This window comes from Sphingobacterium sp. SGG-5 (genome assembly GCF_011043525.1).
Taxonomy (GTDB): Bacteria; Bacteroidota; Bacteroidia; order Sphingobacteriales; family Sphingobacteriaceae; genus Sphingobacterium.
The window spans coordinates 457,645-476,560 of record NZ_JAAKGO010000002.1 but is presented as its reverse complement, the minus strand read 5'-3'; the positions used below and the strand labels follow the sequence as shown (position 1 = coordinate 476,560).

Here is an 18,916-nt window from a genome sequence, read left to right as displayed (position 1 = left end):
AGGGTGTTTATCTTTGGGATACAGTTATGAATTTTTTACAAACAAGGGTAGAGGAACACGTATATCATATCTTATTAGATAAAGGCAAATCCAACGCCATGGATATCGACGTTGTCAACGCGCTCATAGAAGCCCTTGATTACGCAGCCCAGGATCCAGCTATCGAAGGACTTATTTTATCGGGCAATGAAGGTTTCTTTTCTGCCGGCCTGGACTTAATAAGGTTATACGAATATGATGATGACCAAATGGTCCAGTTCTGGAAAAGGTTTATGACGCTCCTTCAAAAGTTAATCGCTTTTCCAAAGCCTACGGTTTCGGCCATTACCGGACACAGTCCTGCTGGTGGCTGTGTGTTGGCGTTATGTTGTGACTATCGGGTTATGGCGGAAGGAGAATATATTATCGGTCTGAACGAGGTTGCCATCGGTATCGTGGTGCCTCAATGTATTTTTCAGCTGTATGCTTTTTGGTTGGGCAACGGACCGGCTTACCGCAGCTTACTGCAAGGTCGTCTCTTCACACCTTCGGAAGCCCTATCCATAGGATTAGTCGATGAGGTTGTTAGTCTTGGTCGCATTCAGACCGCAGCATTACGGAAGATCAAAAACATGATGCAGTTTGAGAAGAATGCCTGGCAAAACTCCAAACAGAATTTTCGGAAAGATTTGCTGGCCTATCTGGCACAGGACCATGATGAGGCCATCCGCCAGGTGTTGGAGCAGTGGTGGAGACCAAGCACGAGATCCATTTTGAAAACAATTATTGAAAACCTTACGCAACGAACGTAACGAAGAAACCGAGATGAAAATGAATATAGAAAAATCGACACAAGAACGTATAAATCAATGGCTGACATCGGAATATGACGAAGAAACTGTCCGCTATGTCCAAAAACTAATCGACAGCGGAGAAGAAATAGAGTTAATTGATTCGTTTTACAAAGAACTGGAATTCGGCACAGGCGGGCTACGGGGCATAATGGGTGTGGGTTCCAACAGAATGAACAAGTATACAATAGGGAAGGCAACCCAAGGTCTGGCCAATTACTTAAAGAAGCAGTTTCCCAAGCAACTAATTAAAGTCGCGGTTTCTTATGATAGCCGCAACCAATCCCAACACTTTGGCCATCTGGTCGCTGACATTTTCTCCGCAAATGATATTCTTGTTTACTTATTTGAAGAGCTGCGGCCTACACCGGTACTTTCCTTTGCCGTACGGCATTTTGCGTGTCAGGGTGGCGTCATGCTTACTGCATCACATAATCCGAAAGAATACAACGGCTTTAAGGCCTACTGGAATGACGGCGGACAGCTCGTCGCCCCTCACGATAAAAATGTCATCGAAGAGGTCAATGCTATCCAATCTGTTTCGGACATCAGCTTTGATCGCGTAGCTGATAATATCCACATCATCGGAGAAGAGTTTGATGATATCTATATCCAGGCCAACAAGCAGTTGAGCATACATCCCGAAGCCGTTAAAGCAGAGAAAGATCTTAAGATTGTCTTTTCTTCGATACACGGAACCGGAATTACCATGGTCCCTAAAATGTTAAACGCCTGGGGATTTGAAAACGTGATTATCGTTGAGGATCAAGCGACCCCAGATGGAAATTTTCCGACCGTAGTCTACCCTAACCCGGAGGAGGAAGAGGCTATGTCTATGGCAAAAAAAAGAGGACAAGAGGTCGGGGCAGATATTATCATGGCGACAGATCCGGATGCTGACCGTGTTGGTCTAGCGGTAAAAAATAAGCAGGGCGAATACGAATTACTTAACGGCAATCAAATCGGTAGCCTGCTTACCTATTACGTGCTCTCTGCCAAACAATCCAAAGGGGAGCTGAAAGAAACCGATTACATTGTCAAAACTATCGTCACGACAAACCTCATCAGCGACATCAGTACAGACTTTCGGGTGAAGTATTATGAAACATTAACGGGCTTCAAATATATCGGTGAGGTGATTACCGAATTATTAGGCAGGGAAAAATATCTTGTCGGGGGAGAGGAAAGTTACGGCTTTTTAGTCGGGGATTTGGTTCGTGATAAGGATGCTGTCAATGCCTGTGCATTTATCGCTGAAATGGCGGCTTATTTTAAGAGCGAGGGACTCTCGCTTTTCGATGTCTTATTAGACCTTTATCGCAAATATGGATTCTATCAGGAAAAGTTGATTTCGCTAACGCGAAAAGGCAAAACAGGTGCCGAGCAGATTAAACAGATGATGCTTGATCTGCGTAACAATCCGCCGAAGACGATAGGTGACGTCCAGATCAAAGAGATACGCGATTACGCCCAAAGAGAGGCCACGCATGTATTATCCGGTGAAAAAACAGAAATAACACTCCCACAGTCCGACGTTTTACAGTTCATCACCGTAGAAGGTGACGTCATCTCAGCTCGGCCTTCGGGTACCGAACCGAAGATCAAGTTCTACTGTTCTGTCCGGGAAACACTTGTGGACACGTCACAATATGCCACCGTAGCACAAAAATTAAACGATAAGATTAAAAATATGATGGCAGATATTGTGAAAGATTAATATGGAAAAGTGGACCCTGCTTGATTCAAAATATATTATCCAGCGACCTTGGGCGACATTACGTGTCGATAAACTGCAATTACCCAATGGCAATATAAAAGAAGAATATTACGTGTTGGAATATCCCGCCTGGGTCAACATGGTCGCTATTACCGAACAAAACACTGTGCTTTTTGTGAGGCAGTACCGCCACGGGGCAAACGAAATCATGGTAGAGCTCCCGGCAGGGGTGGTGGAAGAGGGGGAGGATCCTCAAGTTGCAGCCCACCGTGAATTGTTGGAAGAGACAGGATACGCTTTCGATTCGATCGAATATGTTTGTGAACTGTTTGCCAATCCAGCAACCAGCGGCAATATCACGTATACTTACTTACTGCAGGGCGGAAAAAAGATACAGGAACAGCAGTTGGACCATTCAGAAGACATTGAAGTCGTTGAAATGACGATAGATGAAGCAAAAACTTTCTTATTCAACAATCAGGTTGGACAGGCGCTGCATTCGGCTGCTTTATTCTACGCGTTTCTGAAGTTAGGTGTTTTGTAGTACCTTTGTGCATGGCCAGGGAGATTTTTGAAACGAAGCGAAAAGCACTTAAAATTAATTTAAACGCGGAAGTTTACGGCACTTTCGCCGAAATAGGAGCAGGACAGGAAGTCGCACGCAACTTCTTTGAAGCTGGCGCTGCCTCGGGAACGATTGCCAAAACGATGTCCGCTTACGATATGGCCTTTAGCGATGCGATATACGGAGTGGAGGAGTCGGGGCGATATGTCAGCCGCAACCGGCTCACCAAAATGCTCAAGCACGAGTTTCAATTGCTCACCGAACGATTACACGGCAAAAAATACAATGCCAAGAAGTTTTTCGCTTTCGCAGATACCGTCACCACGTTGAATTTCTCCAAAACGAACGATCCACACGGCTGGCTCGGTATACGTTTTCAACATGAAGTGGGTAGCCCAACAAACGATATTATTATCCACGTGAGGCTGCTGGACAGCGATACTCGCTTGCAATCAAAAGTATTGGGGATATTGGGTGTAAATTTAGTCTTTGCAGCTTATTATTATGCAGACGATCAGCAGACGATGATCGAGTCCCTGGTGGATAATCTGTCTATCGGATCTGTGGAGATCGACTTGGTAAAAGTAAGCGGTCCTGTGTTCGAAAATGCCAACAGCCGTCTACTGAATCTCTATCTGATTGCCAAAGGCTTTGCGAATGCTGCCATATTTAAACCCAATGGTAAGGCTGCACAGATTAAAGACTATCTATATAAAAAGAATATTATCATTCTTCGTACAAAGTACCGCCAAAAATCGTTACCCAACTTTGACCTCTTTAACCTTGCCGTGGAGCAGTTTAAGAAAAATACATCTGCAAAGGAGGATGACACCGTCGTATTAATAGAAATATTAATGGGGAATGTGCTGGAAGAGGATCTCGATCTGACGAGTGAAGACTTAAAGTATTTCGCAGACCGTGCGGAATTGCTGTGTTCCACAGGAAACAACATTATGGTTTCCAATTTCAGACGCAACAACCACCTGGCCGAATTCATAAAGACGTTCAGACCGAAAAATGTAGGTATTGCCACCAACGTTTCCAACCTGCGTAATATATTCAACTCCGAAAATTACAATAAAGAACAGTACACGAATGAGCTGTTATCCTATATCTCCGGGATGTTTAGCAAAAACGTGAAGCTGTATGCGTATCCGTATCTGGACAAAAAGAATAATGAGATCGTCACAACAAGGAATTTAGACGTATCGCCCGAGGCAAAACCTTTATATGATTTTCTGCTTCAAAACCATTACATCATTGACATCGAGAACTACGATGAAAAATTCGTAAAAACAGTGTAAATCTTCAGGTTCTATCTAACGATACTTCCATAGAGGTCAAAATCCTCTGCGCGATCGACCTTGACCTGTACAAAATCGCCTATCCGGGCATAGTCCGAGGCATGCAGAATGACTTCGTTGTCTACTTCCGGTGAATCATATTCAGTCCGCCCGATAAAGTAATCTCCGTCAATACGATCAATGAGTACCTTGTAGGTCTGTCCGACTTTCTCTTGATTGATGTCATAGGAAATACCCTGTTGGACTTCCATGATTGCATCCTGACGCTCCTGTTTTACCTGTTCGGGCACATTATCTTCCAATTCGTAAGCATGCGTCTTTTCCTCATGGGAATATGTAAAACAGCCCAGACGATCAAACCGGGTCTCCTCCACCCACTCCAGCATTTCATTAAAATCCTGATCTGTTTCTCCCGGGTAACCACAAATTAACGTAGTCCGTAAAGCGATATCCGGCACTTTGTCCCGAATGGCGCTAACCAAATCGATTTGCTTTTGCTTCGTCGTCCCACGCCGCATAGATTGCAGCATAGGATCGGATATATGTTGCAACGGCATATCCAGATAATTGCAGATATTGCTCCGCTCGTTCATCACATCCAGAATGTCCATTGGGAAACCTGATGGATAAGCATACTGTAGTCGTATCCATTCTATACCTTCTACATCGGACAGATGACGAAGAAGGTCGGACAGGTTACGTTTACCGTAGATATCAAGACCATAATAAGTTAGATCCTGTGCAATAAGGATAAGTTCCTTCGTTCCGTTAGCGGCTAAAAACTTGGCTTCCTTGACTAAATCTTCGATACCTTTAGATACGTGCTTACCTCGCATCAGAGGTATAGCACAGAAAGAGCAGGGTCTATTACAACCTTCCGCTATCTTAAAATAGGAAAAATGAGTTGGCGTCGTCAGCATCCGTTCTCCCAACAGCTCATGCCGATAATCTACACCAATGCTGGACAATAAATCGGGAAGATCATTTGTGCCAAAGTAAGCATCCACGTTAGGAATCTCGGATTGCAGCTCCGGTTTGTACCGCTCGGACAAGCAACCGGTAACAATCACCTTTTTGATTTTCCCCTGATCTTTTAATTCAGAAAACTGTAATATCGTATCAATGGATTCTTGTTTCGCATTATCTATAAACCCACAGGTATTGATAACAACAATATCATCCGTTTGTATATCATTAGACTCATGCACGACATCGACCTGGCTACCTTTCAATTGCCCCATCAATATTTCGCTATCATGGATATTTTTAGAACACCCCAACGTCACCACATTCACCCGGGACCGCTGCTCCTCTTGGAGGCTTTTACTTTGCTTTGTTTTCATCTAATTATTTGAAAAGAGATTCGACAAACTCCCGCTTATTAAAAAGCTGCAGATCGCCGATTTTTTCCCCTACTCCGATATATTTTACAGGGATTTTAAATTGATCGGATATACCGATAACCACGCCCCCCTTAGCCGTTCCATCTAATTTGGTTAGTGCTAAGGCATTGACATCTGTTGCCTCTGTAAATTGTTTACACTGTTCAATGGCATTCTGCCCTGTAGAAGCATCCAGGACTAATAATATTTCATGAGGGGCGCCCGGAACAATCTTCTGCATCACATTTTTTATTTTACCCAGCTCATTCATAAGACCTACTTTATTGTGCAGCCGCCCGGCTGTATCGATAATAGCGACATCATCGCCGTTGGAGACCGCAGACTGTATCGTATCGAATGCCACAGATGCAGGGTCCGATCCCATCGCCTGGGCAACGACCCGCACACCTACGCGCTCACCCCATAATTTGATCTGGTCTACGGCAGCCGCACGAAAAGTATCTGCGGCACCTAACACCACTTTATTTCCAGCCTCTTTTAATTGATGGGCCAATTTCCCAATTGTCGTTGTCTTGCCCACACCATTCACCCCAACAACCATAATCACATAAGGTTTATGATGGCCATACGCAAACGTCTCAAAGTCGTCACTGTTGTTTTCAGCCAAGAGATCCTGAATCTCTTCTTTGAGTAACTGGTTGAGTTCATCCGTGCCGACATATTTATCACGGGCAACGCGTTGCTGAATACGATCAACAATTTTTAAGGTTGTCGTTACACCCACATCCGACGTCACCAGCACCTCCTCCAGGTTATCTAAGACTTCATCATCTATCGTAGATTTACCCACCACCGCTTTGGTGATTTTGGAAAAAAACCCTTCCTTGGTTTTCTCTAATCCTTTATCCAAAGCTTCTTGTGCTTCCGGTGTTTCCTGTTTCTTTTTAAAAAAATCGAATAATCCCATGTTTGACAATTAATATTCTCTGGAATCAAACTTAGATAAACTTGTTTTTATATGCAATTATATTTGCGTTGCGTATAAAAGTAAATTGTCGTTCCCTGCTTACCGCCAGGCAGGTCTCCACAGCTATCGAGGAATTTTATAGCGGAAATGTAATGAAAAAAGCCCTTTCGGTACGATACCAAAACGGCTTTTGAAGTCTTTTAAAGAAAAACTCTAAAAAGAAATGTCTCTGATTACTTGCCTGCTGCAGCCACAACCTCTTTTACTCTGTCATTGTGTACCATACTCTCTTTGAAAGTATATGCACCTGTCTTTGTAGATTTAGTTGTGATGATCACTTTAGTAAACTCCTTACCACCACCTTTTTGTAGTGACGCTACCGATTTCTTTGCCATGGTATTCTCGTATTTTTAACTATTTAATTTCCTTATGTACTGTCACTTTACGCAGTACAGGATTGAACTTTTTCAACTCTAATCGTTCCGTGGTATTCTTCTTGTTTTTCGTAGTGATGTAACGTGACATCCCTGGAAGACCACTTTCTTTGTGCTCAGTACATTCTAAAATTACTTGTACTCTATTTCCTTTTTTAGCCATTGTTTTATTTATATAATCCGTCAGCTGGCGGACTTAATGTTCATTAAAATATCCAATTAACAGGCAGAATACGACTATACGTATCCTTTTTTAACAAATGTATCGATAACCGCAGAGATACCTTTTTTGTTAATCGTGCGGATTGCAGAAGTGGAGACTTTTAAGGTAATCCACTGATCTTCCTCTGGAATATAAAAACGCTTGGTCTGTAAATTTGGGTAGAATTTACGCTTGGTCTTCACATTGGAGTGAGAAACCTTATGTCCGTTTAATGCCTTTTTGCCTGTTAAATCACAAATTCTTGACATGATATTTATTTTTAGTTTTGCCTATTTACAGTAATAATACCCTCATGCATTTTCTGCAAAGAGTTTGCAAATATCTATATTTCTTTTTGGATTTACAACAGATAAGAAGAATTAATAAAAAAATACTGTCGGAGAGAAATGCAAATGTATATGTTTTATAAACATTATCTTTGTCCGAAGAGCATAAATAGTTTTCAACAATCCACAATTCGAACCCCGGCAATACCATTTAGATGATCAGTAAAACAAGAGGAATCGTCATCAAAGTATCTAATTACGCTGAAAATAGTGTCATCGCTCAAATATTTACAGAAGGATTTGGACTACAATCATTTATAATCAAAGGCGCCAAAAAACCACGGGCTCGAATCCATATCAATATGCTTCAGCCTCTTCATGTGTTGGAAATGATTGTGGATGTCAAAGAAACCAGCAACTTACAATATATAAAAGAGGCCCAGCAAACACCGGTATTTCAAGATATACCCCTCAACGTTGTAAAAAGTGCTATTGCGCTGTTCCTGGATGAAATATTGTTCAAGGTGTTAAAACATCAGCAGCCGGATACACATTTGTTTCACTTTGTTCATCAATCGCTGCTATGGCTGGATCAGACGGAGTCTTCGGCTGCAAACTTTCATCTGTGCTTCCTGATGAAATTAAGCCGGTTCTTAGGTTATTTACCGACGCCTTCCACTGAAAAAAAACCGTACTTTGATCTCGCAGAAGGAATCTTTACCCACCATTTGCCGCACCATTCCTATGTGCTGCAAGAGCCACACACGTCACTCTTTCATCACATACTGAATAGCAGCTACGAGAAGTCTGCCTCAATTAAAATGCAACAGGCAGATCGTGCTTATCTCCTGAGACAGATTATAAACTTCTATAGACTCCATACCGACAACTTTGGTACGATCAATTCTTTGGAAGTACTGGAAGAAATCTTCCATTAGATTTTTGCTTTAAAAAAAATAGGTTATTTTTGATAGTAGGTTATAACAATTTTTCACACTTCAACTAACTAAAATAAAAATTTATGGAATGGTTCTTAAAAGTCGTTCGCGACAACTACGCAAACTTTGAAGGGCGAGCACGCCGTAAGGAATATTGGATGTATACACTATACGTCTTTGTGCTATATCTTGCGCTATCGCTCGTTGTCAGTATTATCTCTTGGGTAAGCAGCACTTTAGGTGGTCTCCTCAGCTTTGTCTTATGGATTGCTTATCTCGGACTCCTTATTCCCAGCTTGGGGGTTACTGTTCGTCGCTTGCACGATACCGGAAAACCAACTTGGTATGTTATTCTTGCCTTTATTCCTCTTGTGAATCTATATATACTTTATTTATTGATTCTTGAGGGAGATAAAGGTCCTAATGCATACGGGCCAGACCCAAAAAGCGAAGAACACCTTGATCCTTTTTCTGGATCACAGAACATAAACAGTAACAGCTATTAGGGTATACAAGTAAAAAAGCCCGAAACAAGTGTGTTTCGGGCTTTTTCACAATAAATATATATAGAATCTATTTAGATAACTTTTACATTTACCGCGTTAAGACCTTTACGGCCTTGTTCAATCTCGTAAGAGACATCGTCACCCTCACGAATTTTGTCGATTAATCCTGAAACGTGAACAAAAATTTCGCTCTCGCCTGACGCTGGGATGATGAAACCGAAACCTTTGGTCTCATTAAAGAATTTTACTTTACCTTCTTGCATTATTTTATTGTATTTTTTTTAAAGATAATATTTAAAAATCAATTGCTCCGATTTATTTAAAAAAATCCGAATTAAACATTATTGCATTTTCTTTGTCTATCTTAGCATAATTAGCTTAATAATACATACAGATCATGAAAAAAGGATTCACTTTATTTTTAATTATAGCTAGTGTAGCTATGGTAAAAGCGCAAAACATGAACATCGAAAACAGCCGAAAGGTGGCCACCAAGGGATACGCCGAACGGGAAATAACACCAGATATCGTCTATCTTTCCATTAGTCTGAAAGAGTTTTATATGGATGGTAATATGAAGAAAAAGGTCTTCATCGAAACATTGGAAAAACAACTCTTTGATGCAGCCATGGCCGCTGGGGTAAAAAAAGAAGATTTTACCATACAGAATATATACAGCTACAATTACGAGACAAAAAAGAAAAATAACGAACTTTTGCAGTCTCGTCAGTATCGTATTAAAGTGACCAATCTCAATGGCTTAAATATAATGCTGGATAAAATAGATCCACAAGGCATACAAACAACCTCCATCAGCGGTTACGATCATACGCAGAAACGCCAAATAGAGAAAGAACTTAAAACTGCAGCTGTTAAAGACGCACGGTATAATGCAGAAATATTAGCAGCGGCAGATGGGCAAACGGTAGGAAAAGTACTGGTTATCAATGACAACAGTAATATTAACTTTAATGATCTTGTTCCAACCCCTCGGATGTATGCTAAAGCAGCAAGTGCGGACAATGCTGCCGGAGCAATGACGGAGGAATTGAATATAGATATCCGTCCACTTAAGCTGACCTGCTATGTGGATGGCGTTTTCGAGCTAAAATAATGAAGAAAGATTATCTTACCCCGGAAGAAATCCGCAAAAATGACTTTTTTTGGCTTGATCGTATCTCTTCGGCATTAGACAATAAATTTAATCTGTGGGGGTTCCGCTTTGGGGTGGACCCCATCCTGAACCTCATACCTTACGCTGGCCAGGTTGTTTCCTTCGGCATCTCTCTGGTAATGATTATTTTTATGTTCAGAAATGGAGTTGGGTCTAAGGTCGTCGCTAAAATGTTGGTAAATATTCTCTTGGATGCGGTTATTGGTGCGATTCCCTTCGTTGGATATATTTTTGATTTCTTTTTTAAGGCAAACAGAAGAAATATGACGCTCCTTCGTGAACACTATTTTGAAAACAAGCATCAGGGAAGTGCCAAAGGAATAATTGTGATCATATTGATTGTACTTTTTATACTGTGTGCGGCTACATTCGTTTTTTTCTGGTTTGTGGCACGATGGCTGCTGACATCCCTGCACCTCTTTTAATAGACGAAAGCAAATATTTACGTACTTTTGTATCTTGAATGAAGGAGTCGGAAAAGTATATTATACCGTTTTAGACATCCGATCGTTCATAGAAAAAAACAAAAAATAGCGTGAGTATATTAAGTACAGAACTTGTCGGGCACTCTTTTCACGATAAATGGTTATTTAAAAATCTGAACTTCTCTTTACAGCGAGGAGATCGGATTGCGTTAGTGGGTATCAATGGAACCGGAAAATCTACCCTATTGAAGATTTTAGCGGAAGTTCTTGCGCCTCAGGAAGGAAGCGTTGTAAAAGAGAAAGGAATAAAAATAGGATATCTTCCACAGGAACCTGATTTTAAAGATCTGAATACGGTCAATGATTTTATTTTCAGTGCAGATAACGAACGTCAACAGGTCATACGGGAATATGAGCAACTTATTGATAATCAGGAAATTGATAGTGAAAAACTGATTATCTTAAGTGACAGGCTTACCGCACTGAATGCTTGGGAATATGAAAATGATATCAAAACCATTTTAAATCGTCTCCAGATCACAGATTTTAATCAGCGGATCAACGACTTGTCCGGCGGACAGAAAAAAAGACTCTCTCTTGCGAAACTTCTCATAGACGATCCGGAAGTTTATATCCTTGACGAACCGACGAATCATCTGGATATTGAAACCATTGAGTGGCTGGAAAAAATACTCACCACAGGTCAAAAAACCGTAATTACCGTTTCCCACGACCGATATTTTCTGGACAATATCTCCACAGAAATACGTGAACTAAGCAAGGGAAACGTATTCACTTATAAAGGAAATTACGCTTATTTCCTAGAAAAGAAAGCGGAACGGGAATACAACGACACGTTAATTGCCGAAAAAGCAAGAAATCTACTACGCAAAGAGCTGGAATGGATGCGCAGGCAACCTCAGGCACGAGGTACGAAATCAAAGGCAAGAATTGATGCCTTTTATGAACTGGAAGAAAAAGCAAAAGGCCCCCGTCAGCAAGATCAGGTGCAACTTAGCGTAAAAGTGGCCAGACAAGGATCCAAAATATTAGAAATCGAGAATATCAGTAAATCTTTTAGCGGTCATACCATCATCCGTGATTTCACCTATATCTTCAAAAAGGGAGATCGGATTGGTTTAGCCGGTAAGAACGGTACGGGCAAGAGTACTTTTCTAAATCTTATCACGCAAGAAATCCCCCTCGATCAGGGAAGTATCATTGTAGGTGAAACCACAAAATACGGATATTATAAACAAGGAGGATTACAATTCACCGAAGATGAAAGAGTCATTGATGTTGTAAAAAAAATAGCCGACTTTATACAAATGGCAAATGGCGATACTATTACAGCATCTCAACTGCTGACACTTTTTCTGTTTCCACCAGAAAAACAATTCGGCTTTGTCAGTAAACTCAGCGGTGGTGAAAAGAAGCGACTTCAACTTATGCGCGTACTGATGGCGAATCCTAATTTTTTAATACTGGATGAGCCTTCTAATGACCTCGACATTGATACCTTAAACGTGTTGGAAGATTTTCTTTTAAACTATTCTGGTATCTTACTCCTCGTATCACACGATAGATATCTTATTGATAAGTTAACGGATCAGCTTTTTGTATTTGAAGGAAACGGAACTGTACGTTTATATAATGGCAACTATGCTGATTTCAAGTCAGAACAAGAACAGCAGTTGAAAGAACAAAAAGAGCAGGAAAAACAAAAAAAGGTTGAATATCCTAAAATAGAAGAAACAGATAACTCAACGATAAAAAAGAAATTGAGTTATAAGGAACAGCGGGAATATGAAGAGTTGGAATTGGATATTCAAGAAATAGAAAAAGAGATAATAGAGAAAACGAATTCGTTAGCTAGCTTAACAGCGCATACGGAAATAACAGAAAAAGCTAAAGAAATAGAAAAACTACAACAAGCCTTAGATGAAAAATCAGATAGGTGGTTAGCATTAGCTGAATTTTTATAATCCCGTTCCACGTGAAACTGTATGTTCTATATTTTTTCCACGTGGAACAAAAAGTGAAATATGTTTAAAAAATATAATGTAATTGTAGTCGGTGCAGGTCATGCTGGATGTGAGGCAGCTGCAGCTGCAGCAAACTTAGGATCTTCTACCCTTCTCATAACAATGAATATGGGAGTCATCGCACAGATGAGTTGTAATCCAGCTATTGGTGGGGTAGCAAAAGGACAGATTGTTCGGGAGATAGATGCCATGGGCGGTTATACGGGAATCATAGCAGATAAATCTACTATTCAATTTCGTATGCTTAATAAATCGAAAGGCCCAGCCATGTGGAGTCCTCGTGCCCAGAACGACCGCATGCGCTTTGCCGAAGAATGGAGGTTGCAATTAGAAGCTATCCCAAATCTGGATATATGGCAAGATACCGTTAAGGAAGTGATCGTCGAAAATGGTAAAGCTAAAGGTGTCGTGACGTCATTGGGGATACGGATTGAAGCAGACGCAGTGGTGTTGACCAACGGAACTTTCTTAAATGGTCTTATACATATTGGAGAGAAAAAATTTGGCGGTGGACGTACCGGAGAGAAAGCAGCCACAGGTTTAACGGAGCAACTCGTTGCCTTAGGTTTTGAATCCGGAAGGATGAAAACCGGAACCCCACCACGGGTAGATGGAAGAAGCCTCAACTATAATGTCATGGAAGAGCAATGGGGGGATGAGAAGAAAAGTACCTTCTCATTTACTGCTGTGGATACCCCTACGGAACAACGATGCTGCTGGATTACCTATACAAATGACAAGGTGCATGAAGTGCTCAAAACAGGCTTCGAAAAATCTCCGATGTTCACCGGCCGTATTAAAGGATTAGGACCCCGTTACTGTCCATCTATCGAAGACAAGATCAATAGATTTGCTGAACGTGATCGGCATCAGATATTCGTCGAACCGGAGGGATTTAAAACCGTCGAAATTTATGTAAACGGATTCTCCACGTCATTACCGGAGGATGTACAACAAAAAGCTATCCGCCTTATACCTGGTTTTGAGAACGCTAAGCTCTATCGCCCGGGTTATGCCATAGAATACGACTATTTCCCACCCATGCAATTGGATATTACATTGGAGACGCTCCGCGTGAAACATCTATTCTTTGCCGGACAAATAAACGGAACAACAGGCTATGAAGAGGCTGCTGCACAAGGGTTCGTCGCCGGGGTCAACGCCCATCAGCGTATAAATGATCAACATGAACTTATATTAAAACGATCCGAATCCTATATCGGCGTACTCATCGATGATCTGGTAACGAAAGGTACGGAAGAACCCTATCGTATGTTTACCTCCCGCGCAGAACATCGTTTACTACTTCGTCAAGACAATGCAGATATACGCCTCACACCACTGGCGCACAAGTTAGGATTGGTATCGGATGAAAGACTACAAATCGTAGCAGATAAAGTCAAAAACTCAGACGCTATTGTGGCCTACCTCAAAACAAAAAGTATTACCCAGGAAAGTATCAACCCCATCTTACTACGGGAAAATACATCACCGGTACAGCAAAAAACAAAGCTATTCAGTATTCTATCCCGACCACAGATAAACATACAGCATCTCGCCGAAAGTGATCAAGATCTTAGCATGTTCCTACATCAATTTGACGAAGCGACAATCGAGCAAGCAGAAATAAAAATAAAATACGATAGTTACTTTGAAAAAGAAATGGAAATCGTAAACAAAATGAAAAAGATGGAGGATAAGGAAATTAATCCTAATTTTGACTATTCTTCATTAACTTCTCTTTCGATAGAAGCGCGTGAGAAATTATTAAAAATAAAACCACGTACACTGGGTCAAGCTTCGAGAATATCCGGAGTTTCGCCATCAGATATCAGTGTATTGATGGTTTATATGAGTTAAAATATTGATTATCAGTATTATATATAAATAATTCGAATTAAAGCGATGGAAGAAACATCTTGCAAGTTATGACAAATCTTATACTTCAGCGACTCGTACTATTAGGCTTTATAACCCTTATATCGCTTACTTTCTTTCATTGTGCAAATATGCAACGGCCAACCGGTGGACCTAAGGACTCCCTCCCACCTGTTCTATTAACCGAATTCCCGGAAAATCTAACACGTAACTTTACCGCTGAAGAGATCGTACTGACGTTTGATGAATTTATCAAACTCAATAATCAATTCAAGGAATTTAGTATCACGCCAGATGTGGAAAAACAACCGGACTATAAAGTAAGGAAAAAGAGGCTACATATCAAATTACCAGACTCCTTAGAAGAAAACACCACCTATACAATCAATTTCGGTAAAGGTTTAGTCGACTACAACGAAGGAAATCCCATCGTAAACTATACCTATGTATTCGCCACTGGTCCAGAATTAGACTCCCTTATGATATCAGGTTCAGTTACAAATGCTTATACCGGCGTTTTCGATGAAAAGGAAGACAAAGAAGTTAAGGTTTTACTTATACCCACCCGACAGGATTCAATCTTCGGGAAAAAGAAAGCAAATATCTTCACCACAGTAGACACTTCTGGAAATTTCCAATTTCGAAATTTACGTGAGGATACCTATCGCATATATGCACTTAAGGAGCAAAATAACGATAGGGTTTACAATAATCCGGATGAACTGTTAGGCTTCCTGGCAGACAGCATCAGATTGGATAAAAACGTATCGAATATCCATATCGAATATTCTAAAGGAAAGCCTCAGGAATATCGGACAATAGAAAAGAAAATAGAAAAAGACGCAACGATCCTACTCACCTTCAACCAACCGGTAGACACGCCTCACCTACATATTATCGATCCGGTAGAATTAGATGCCAATAAAATCGTACGTTTCACACGAAACAATGATTCCGCTTTTGTATTTGTTGAAAAAATGGAATTCGACTCCATTAAGTTCCAGTTGGTCAATAATGAAAATGTGTTGGATACTATACTCATACGACGCGGTAAAAATGAAAAATATGATACGGAAGTCATTCCGCTATTTAATATTAACAACAAAGTCGACAAAGTAAAACACATCACGTTAACGGCTAAAAAGCCAATAGCTTCCATTGATAAAAATAAAGTACAGATCCTGGAAGACTCTGTATCAAGAAGAAATTTCCAGCTACAGCAAGATACCATAGACGAAAATTTATACCATATCCGATACAACTGGAAAGCGAATAAAAATTACGAATTAGTCATCGAAGAAAACGCAATACTGACGCCTTTTAACGCGTCGAATAAAGAAACAAAACGAACCTTTACCTTAGACGAGTCGGACAACTACGGTGATATTATCTTCACCTTGAATGGCCTTGAACCGGACGTAAGTTATATCATGCAGCTGATCGATGAATCAAAAAAGAATGTCTATGACAGTCAGATCATACGGAATAAAAATACGATGAGCTATATTAAATTTCCAGGCGGAAAGTATAGCATCCGTATTATAAAAGACCTCAATAATAACGGCAGATGGGATGGAGCTGATTATTACATGCAAACCCAAGCTGAACCCATATGGTATTTCGATAAAACATTTACCATACGTGCCAATTGGGAACAGAATGAAACATTAACGATCAGCTTTGACTAAAGAAATCTATTCCTGGAACCAGGAGCTATATAGCATATAATTATGTGGTAATTTCTGCAGTAACGCTTGCTGCTCCGCGGTCAAAGGCTTTATCTTTTTAGCAGGCACACCGGCATATAAATAACCCGATTCGCAGACTGAATTCTCCAACACGACAGCCCCCGCAGCAATAATAACCTGCGACTGCACAACCGCTTTATCCATGATAATAGCGCCCATACCCACCAACACATAGTCTTCAATCACGCATCCATGAACAATGGCATTGTGGCCAATATTTACATAACTTCCTATATCTGTACCGTTTCGTTCAAACGTCCCATGAATGGTTGCATTATCCTGAATATTGGAATAATTTCCAACCCGGATATAATTCACATCTCCCCGTACAACCGCGTTAAACCATACCGAACAATGATGACCAATAATCACATCCCCTATTAGGGTACAGTTAGGTGCTAAAAAAGTATCCTCGCCGACTACCGGAAAGACTTCTTTTACAGGTAATATTACAGGCATGTTTTAATTATTTGTGTCCTTGATCTTTATTCCAACAATCCTTGATCCTAAAGGACGGTATCTTCCAAAGTTTCTGCATGTTGTGGGTAATCTGTCGTATAATGTAATCCCCTGCTTTCCTTCCGATGCATAGCCGATTTAACAACAAGATAAGCCACCTGTATCACATTTCGTAATTCACAAAGTTTCACGGACAACTTCGTACGTTTATAGAAAGACTCCGTCTCTTCATACAAAAGTCCCAATCGCCGCATGGCTCGATCCAACCGAAAATCAGAACGGACAATACCCACATAGTCACTCATAATTTTCTGCGTTTCACGTAAATTATGCGTAACCAATATATCTTCATTGGAGAGCTTCGTATTCGAATCATCCCACTCTGGAATATTTTCTTCGAATTCGAGCCCGTGAAACTTAGCGCTTACATCAACAAATATCCGATGAGCATACACGGCTGCCTCCAAAAGCGAATTTGACGCCAGCCTGTTTGCACCATGCAAGCCTGTGGACGAACACTCCCCACAAGCATATAAATGTCGAATAGATGTCGCTCCGAATGTGTTCACCTTTATTCCACCACATAAATAATGTGCTGCCGGTGTCACAGGAATAAAATCTTTGGTCATATCCAATCCGATAGAAAGACACTTTTCATAGATATTTGGAAAATGCGACAACAAATCCGCCTTGGATCGATGCGTAATATCTAAATACACATGATCTAATCCGGATTTCTTCATTTCCGAGTCGATAGCCCGTGCAACAACATCCCGCGGTGCCAAGGACCCACGTGAATCATACTGTTCCATAAAAGAAGAACCATCTGCTCGCCGCAATATACCTCCAAAACCACGTACTGCCTCCGATATCAAAAATGCTGGATATTCACTCGGATTGTAAAGTGCTGTGGGATGAAACTGAATAAACTCCATATTCCTCACTTTTCCTTTGGCCCTGTAGAGCATAGCAATGCCATCACCTGTTGCTATAGTCGGATTAGTTGTCGACGAATACACATGACCTGCACCTCCTGTGGCCATCAGCGTGACCTTCGCTAAAATCTTCTCTACCTTATTCGAACGGGTATTCAGCGCATATATACCGTAACAGGTAATATCAGTAGATTTCTTATCCACATGAACACCTAAGTGGTGTTGCGTAATTAAATCCACCGCAAAATAATGCGTCAATATCTCGATATTCGGATTCTGATGTACCTGAGCTAACAACGCCCGCTCGATTTCATACCCCGTGATATCTTTATAATGCAAAATACGATGCGCAGAATGCCCACCCTCTTTGGCCAAATCATACTCGCCCGAATCTTCTTTATCGAATGAAGTACCATAAGCGATAAGCTCCGCTATGCGCGCCGGACCTTCTTTTATCACATTTTCCACAACCTCTGGATCACACAGTCCGTCCCCGGCAATATGCGTATCTTGTATATGTTTATCAAAACTATCCGCATGATCCGTCACTACAGCAACCCCACCCTGCGCATACTTTGTATTCGATTCATCTTCGTTAGACTTTGTGACAATCAGCACCTTGCCCAGTTTTGCGGCCTTTAGCGCAAAGCTAAGGCCGGCTATCCCTGAACCTACAATCAAAAAGTCCACCCTTCTAAAAGACATAATATTTGTTTAAGCTTATTGAATAAACAAACTTAGATAAATACGGTGAATTTATACGGATTTGACTAACAAAATATGTGGAAAACCTGTAAATAACCGGTGGATTAAAATGTAAAACTTTCTATTATTCCACAATCGGCATAAAAACTCCACAAGCATCCCCTGTATGTAAGCTTAATGTAAAGCTAATATTAACAAAATATGAACAAGAAAGAATCAAACATCATGCTATGGAAAAAGAAATACCCTAAATATTAGCACACTGAATAACAACGATATATAACATAAAAAATGTGTATAACTTGTGAATAAAGTGAGAATATCATCATTTTAAAATATTTCGTATATCAATTTTCCCCATTACTCACATCCTAATAAACAATAAGATTCCTTTTTAAAAAAAGAGTTATTATTTATTGAAAAAAGGCAATGTGGATTTCGTTTGAATTTCTTT

General features: G+C 40.6%; 19 protein-coding genes. 11 read left to right on the top strand and 8 right to left on the bottom strand.

Features of this window, described 5'->3' with window-relative positions; all coding sequences use genetic code 11:
- Positions 1-26: 26 nt before the first annotated feature.
- Genes G5B30_RS04315 through G5B30_RS04300 form a run of 4 tightly spaced genes read left to right on the top strand, consistent with a single transcriptional unit; the run spans position 27 to position 4,416 of the window.
- On the top strand, positions 27-791 hold the full coding sequence (locus tag G5B30_RS04315; protein ID WP_165318723.1) for an enoyl-CoA hydratase/isomerase family protein: 765 nt from the start codon (positions 27-29) through the stop codon (positions 789-791).
- A 19-nt stretch (positions 792-810) separates the two neighbouring features.
- The gene (locus tag G5B30_RS04310; RefSeq protein WP_165318722.1) at positions 811-2,547 is read left to right on the top strand and encodes a phospho-sugar mutase; all 1,737 of its coding nucleotides are present in this window, start codon (positions 811-813) and stop codon (positions 2,545-2,547) included.
- 1 nt (position 2,548) lies between these two features.
- Positions 2,549-3,091 (top strand): NUDIX hydrolase, encoded by a 543-nt coding sequence (locus G5B30_RS04305; RefSeq protein WP_165318721.1) that lies wholly within the window; start codon positions 2,549-2,551, stop codon positions 3,089-3,091.
- A gap of 11 nt (positions 3,092-3,102) precedes the next feature.
- Positions 3,103-4,416 (top strand): nicotinamide mononucleotide adenylyltransferase, encoded by a 1,314-nt coding sequence (locus G5B30_RS04300; RefSeq protein WP_165318720.1) that lies wholly within the window; start codon positions 3,103-3,105, stop codon positions 4,414-4,416.
- Between the two features lie 11 nt (positions 4,417-4,427).
- On the opposite strand, the gene rimO is transcribed toward G5B30_RS04300, so the two are convergent.
- The 5 genes from rimO to rpmB all read right to left on the bottom strand — a co-directional run bounded on the left by rimO (position 4,428) and on the right by rpmB (position 7,631).
- The gene (rimO, locus tag G5B30_RS04295) at positions 4,428-5,759 is read right to left on the bottom strand and encodes a 30S ribosomal protein S12 methylthiotransferase RimO (protein WP_165318719.1); all 1,332 of its coding nucleotides are present in this window, start codon (positions 5,757-5,759) and stop codon (positions 4,428-4,430) included.
- Positions 5,760-5,763: 4 nt separating this feature from the next.
- Positions 5,764-6,726 (bottom strand): signal recognition particle-docking protein FtsY, encoded by a 963-nt coding sequence (ftsY, locus tag G5B30_RS04290; protein ID WP_165318718.1) that lies wholly within the window; start codon positions 6,724-6,726, stop codon positions 5,764-5,766.
- 233 nt (positions 6,727-6,959) lie between these two features.
- Positions 6,960-7,121 carry a DUF4295 domain-containing protein gene (locus G5B30_RS04285; protein WP_165318717.1) on the bottom strand — a complete coding sequence of 54 codons (162 nt, stop codon included), beginning with the start codon at positions 7,119-7,121 and terminating at the stop codon, positions 6,960-6,962.
- A 19-nt stretch (positions 7,122-7,140) separates the two neighbouring features.
- Positions 7,141-7,323, bottom strand: a complete 183-nt coding sequence (rpmG, locus tag G5B30_RS04280; RefSeq protein ID WP_002998409.1) for a 50S ribosomal protein L33 — start codon at positions 7,321-7,323, stop codon at positions 7,141-7,143.
- 74 nt (positions 7,324-7,397) lie between these two features.
- Positions 7,398-7,631, bottom strand: a complete 234-nt coding sequence (gene rpmB, locus G5B30_RS04275; RefSeq protein WP_165318716.1) for a 50S ribosomal protein L28 — start codon at positions 7,629-7,631, stop codon at positions 7,398-7,400.
- 233 nt (positions 7,632-7,864) lie between these two features.
- Here rpmB and recO point away from each other — a divergent pair, with 233 nt between their 5' ends.
- Together recO and G5B30_RS04265 are read left to right on the top strand one after the other, a co-directional pair.
- Positions 7,865-8,587, top strand: coding sequence for a DNA repair protein RecO (gene recO / locus G5B30_RS04270; RefSeq protein ID WP_165318715.1), 723 nt, complete (start codon positions 7,865-7,867; stop codon positions 8,585-8,587).
- An 83-nt stretch (positions 8,588-8,670) separates the two neighbouring features.
- Positions 8,671-9,093, top strand: coding sequence for a DUF805 domain-containing protein (locus tag G5B30_RS04265; RefSeq protein ID WP_165318714.1), 423 nt, complete (start codon positions 8,671-8,673; stop codon positions 9,091-9,093).
- A 71-nt stretch (positions 9,094-9,164) separates the two neighbouring features.
- Here G5B30_RS04265 and G5B30_RS04260 read toward each other — a convergent pair whose 3' ends face one another.
- Positions 9,165-9,356, bottom strand: a complete 192-nt coding sequence (locus G5B30_RS04260) for a cold-shock protein (protein ID WP_165318713.1) — start codon at positions 9,354-9,356, stop codon at positions 9,165-9,167.
- Between the two features lie 134 nt (positions 9,357-9,490).
- On the opposite strand from G5B30_RS04260, the gene G5B30_RS04255 reads away from it, so the two are divergent.
- From G5B30_RS04255 to G5B30_RS04235, 5 genes are all read left to right on the top strand, one after another.
- Positions 9,491-10,207 (top strand): SIMPL domain-containing protein, encoded by a 717-nt coding sequence (locus G5B30_RS04255; protein ID WP_165318712.1) that lies wholly within the window; start codon positions 9,491-9,493, stop codon positions 10,205-10,207.
- Positions 10,207-10,692 carry a DUF4112 domain-containing protein gene (locus G5B30_RS04250; protein ID WP_165318711.1) on the top strand — a complete coding sequence of 162 codons (486 nt, stop codon included), beginning with the start codon at positions 10,207-10,209 and terminating at the stop codon, positions 10,690-10,692. Before G5B30_RS04255 ends, G5B30_RS04250 begins: the two co-directional genes overlap by 1 nt.
- A 110-nt stretch (positions 10,693-10,802) precedes the next feature.
- On the top strand, positions 10,803-12,677 hold the full coding sequence (locus G5B30_RS04245) for an ABC-F family ATP-binding cassette domain-containing protein (protein WP_165318710.1): 1,875 nt from the start codon (positions 10,803-10,805) through the stop codon (positions 12,675-12,677).
- A 60-nt stretch (positions 12,678-12,737) separates the two neighbouring features.
- Entirely contained in the window at positions 12,738-14,597 is a 1,860-nt protein-coding gene (gene mnmG, locus G5B30_RS04240; RefSeq protein WP_165318709.1) for a tRNA uridine-5-carboxymethylaminomethyl(34) synthesis enzyme MnmG, read from the top strand.
- Positions 14,598-14,665: 68 nt separating this feature from the next.
- Entirely contained in the window at positions 14,666-16,303 is a 1,638-nt protein-coding gene (locus tag G5B30_RS04235; protein ID WP_165318708.1) for an Ig-like domain-containing domain, read from the top strand.
- A 6-nt stretch (positions 16,304-16,309) separates the two neighbouring features.
- On the opposite strand, the gene G5B30_RS04230 is transcribed toward G5B30_RS04235, so the two are convergent.
- Complete coding sequence (locus G5B30_RS04230) at positions 16,310-16,822, bottom strand: gamma carbonic anhydrase family protein (RefSeq protein WP_165318707.1); 513 nt, start codon at positions 16,820-16,822, stop codon at positions 16,310-16,312.
- Between the two features lie 47 nt (positions 16,823-16,869).
- A complete protein-coding gene (nadB, locus tag G5B30_RS04225; RefSeq protein ID WP_165318706.1) occupies positions 16,870-18,462 on the bottom strand; it encodes an L-aspartate oxidase in 1,593 nt (530 codons plus the stop codon).
- Between the last annotated feature and the right edge of the window lie 454 nt (positions 18,463-18,916).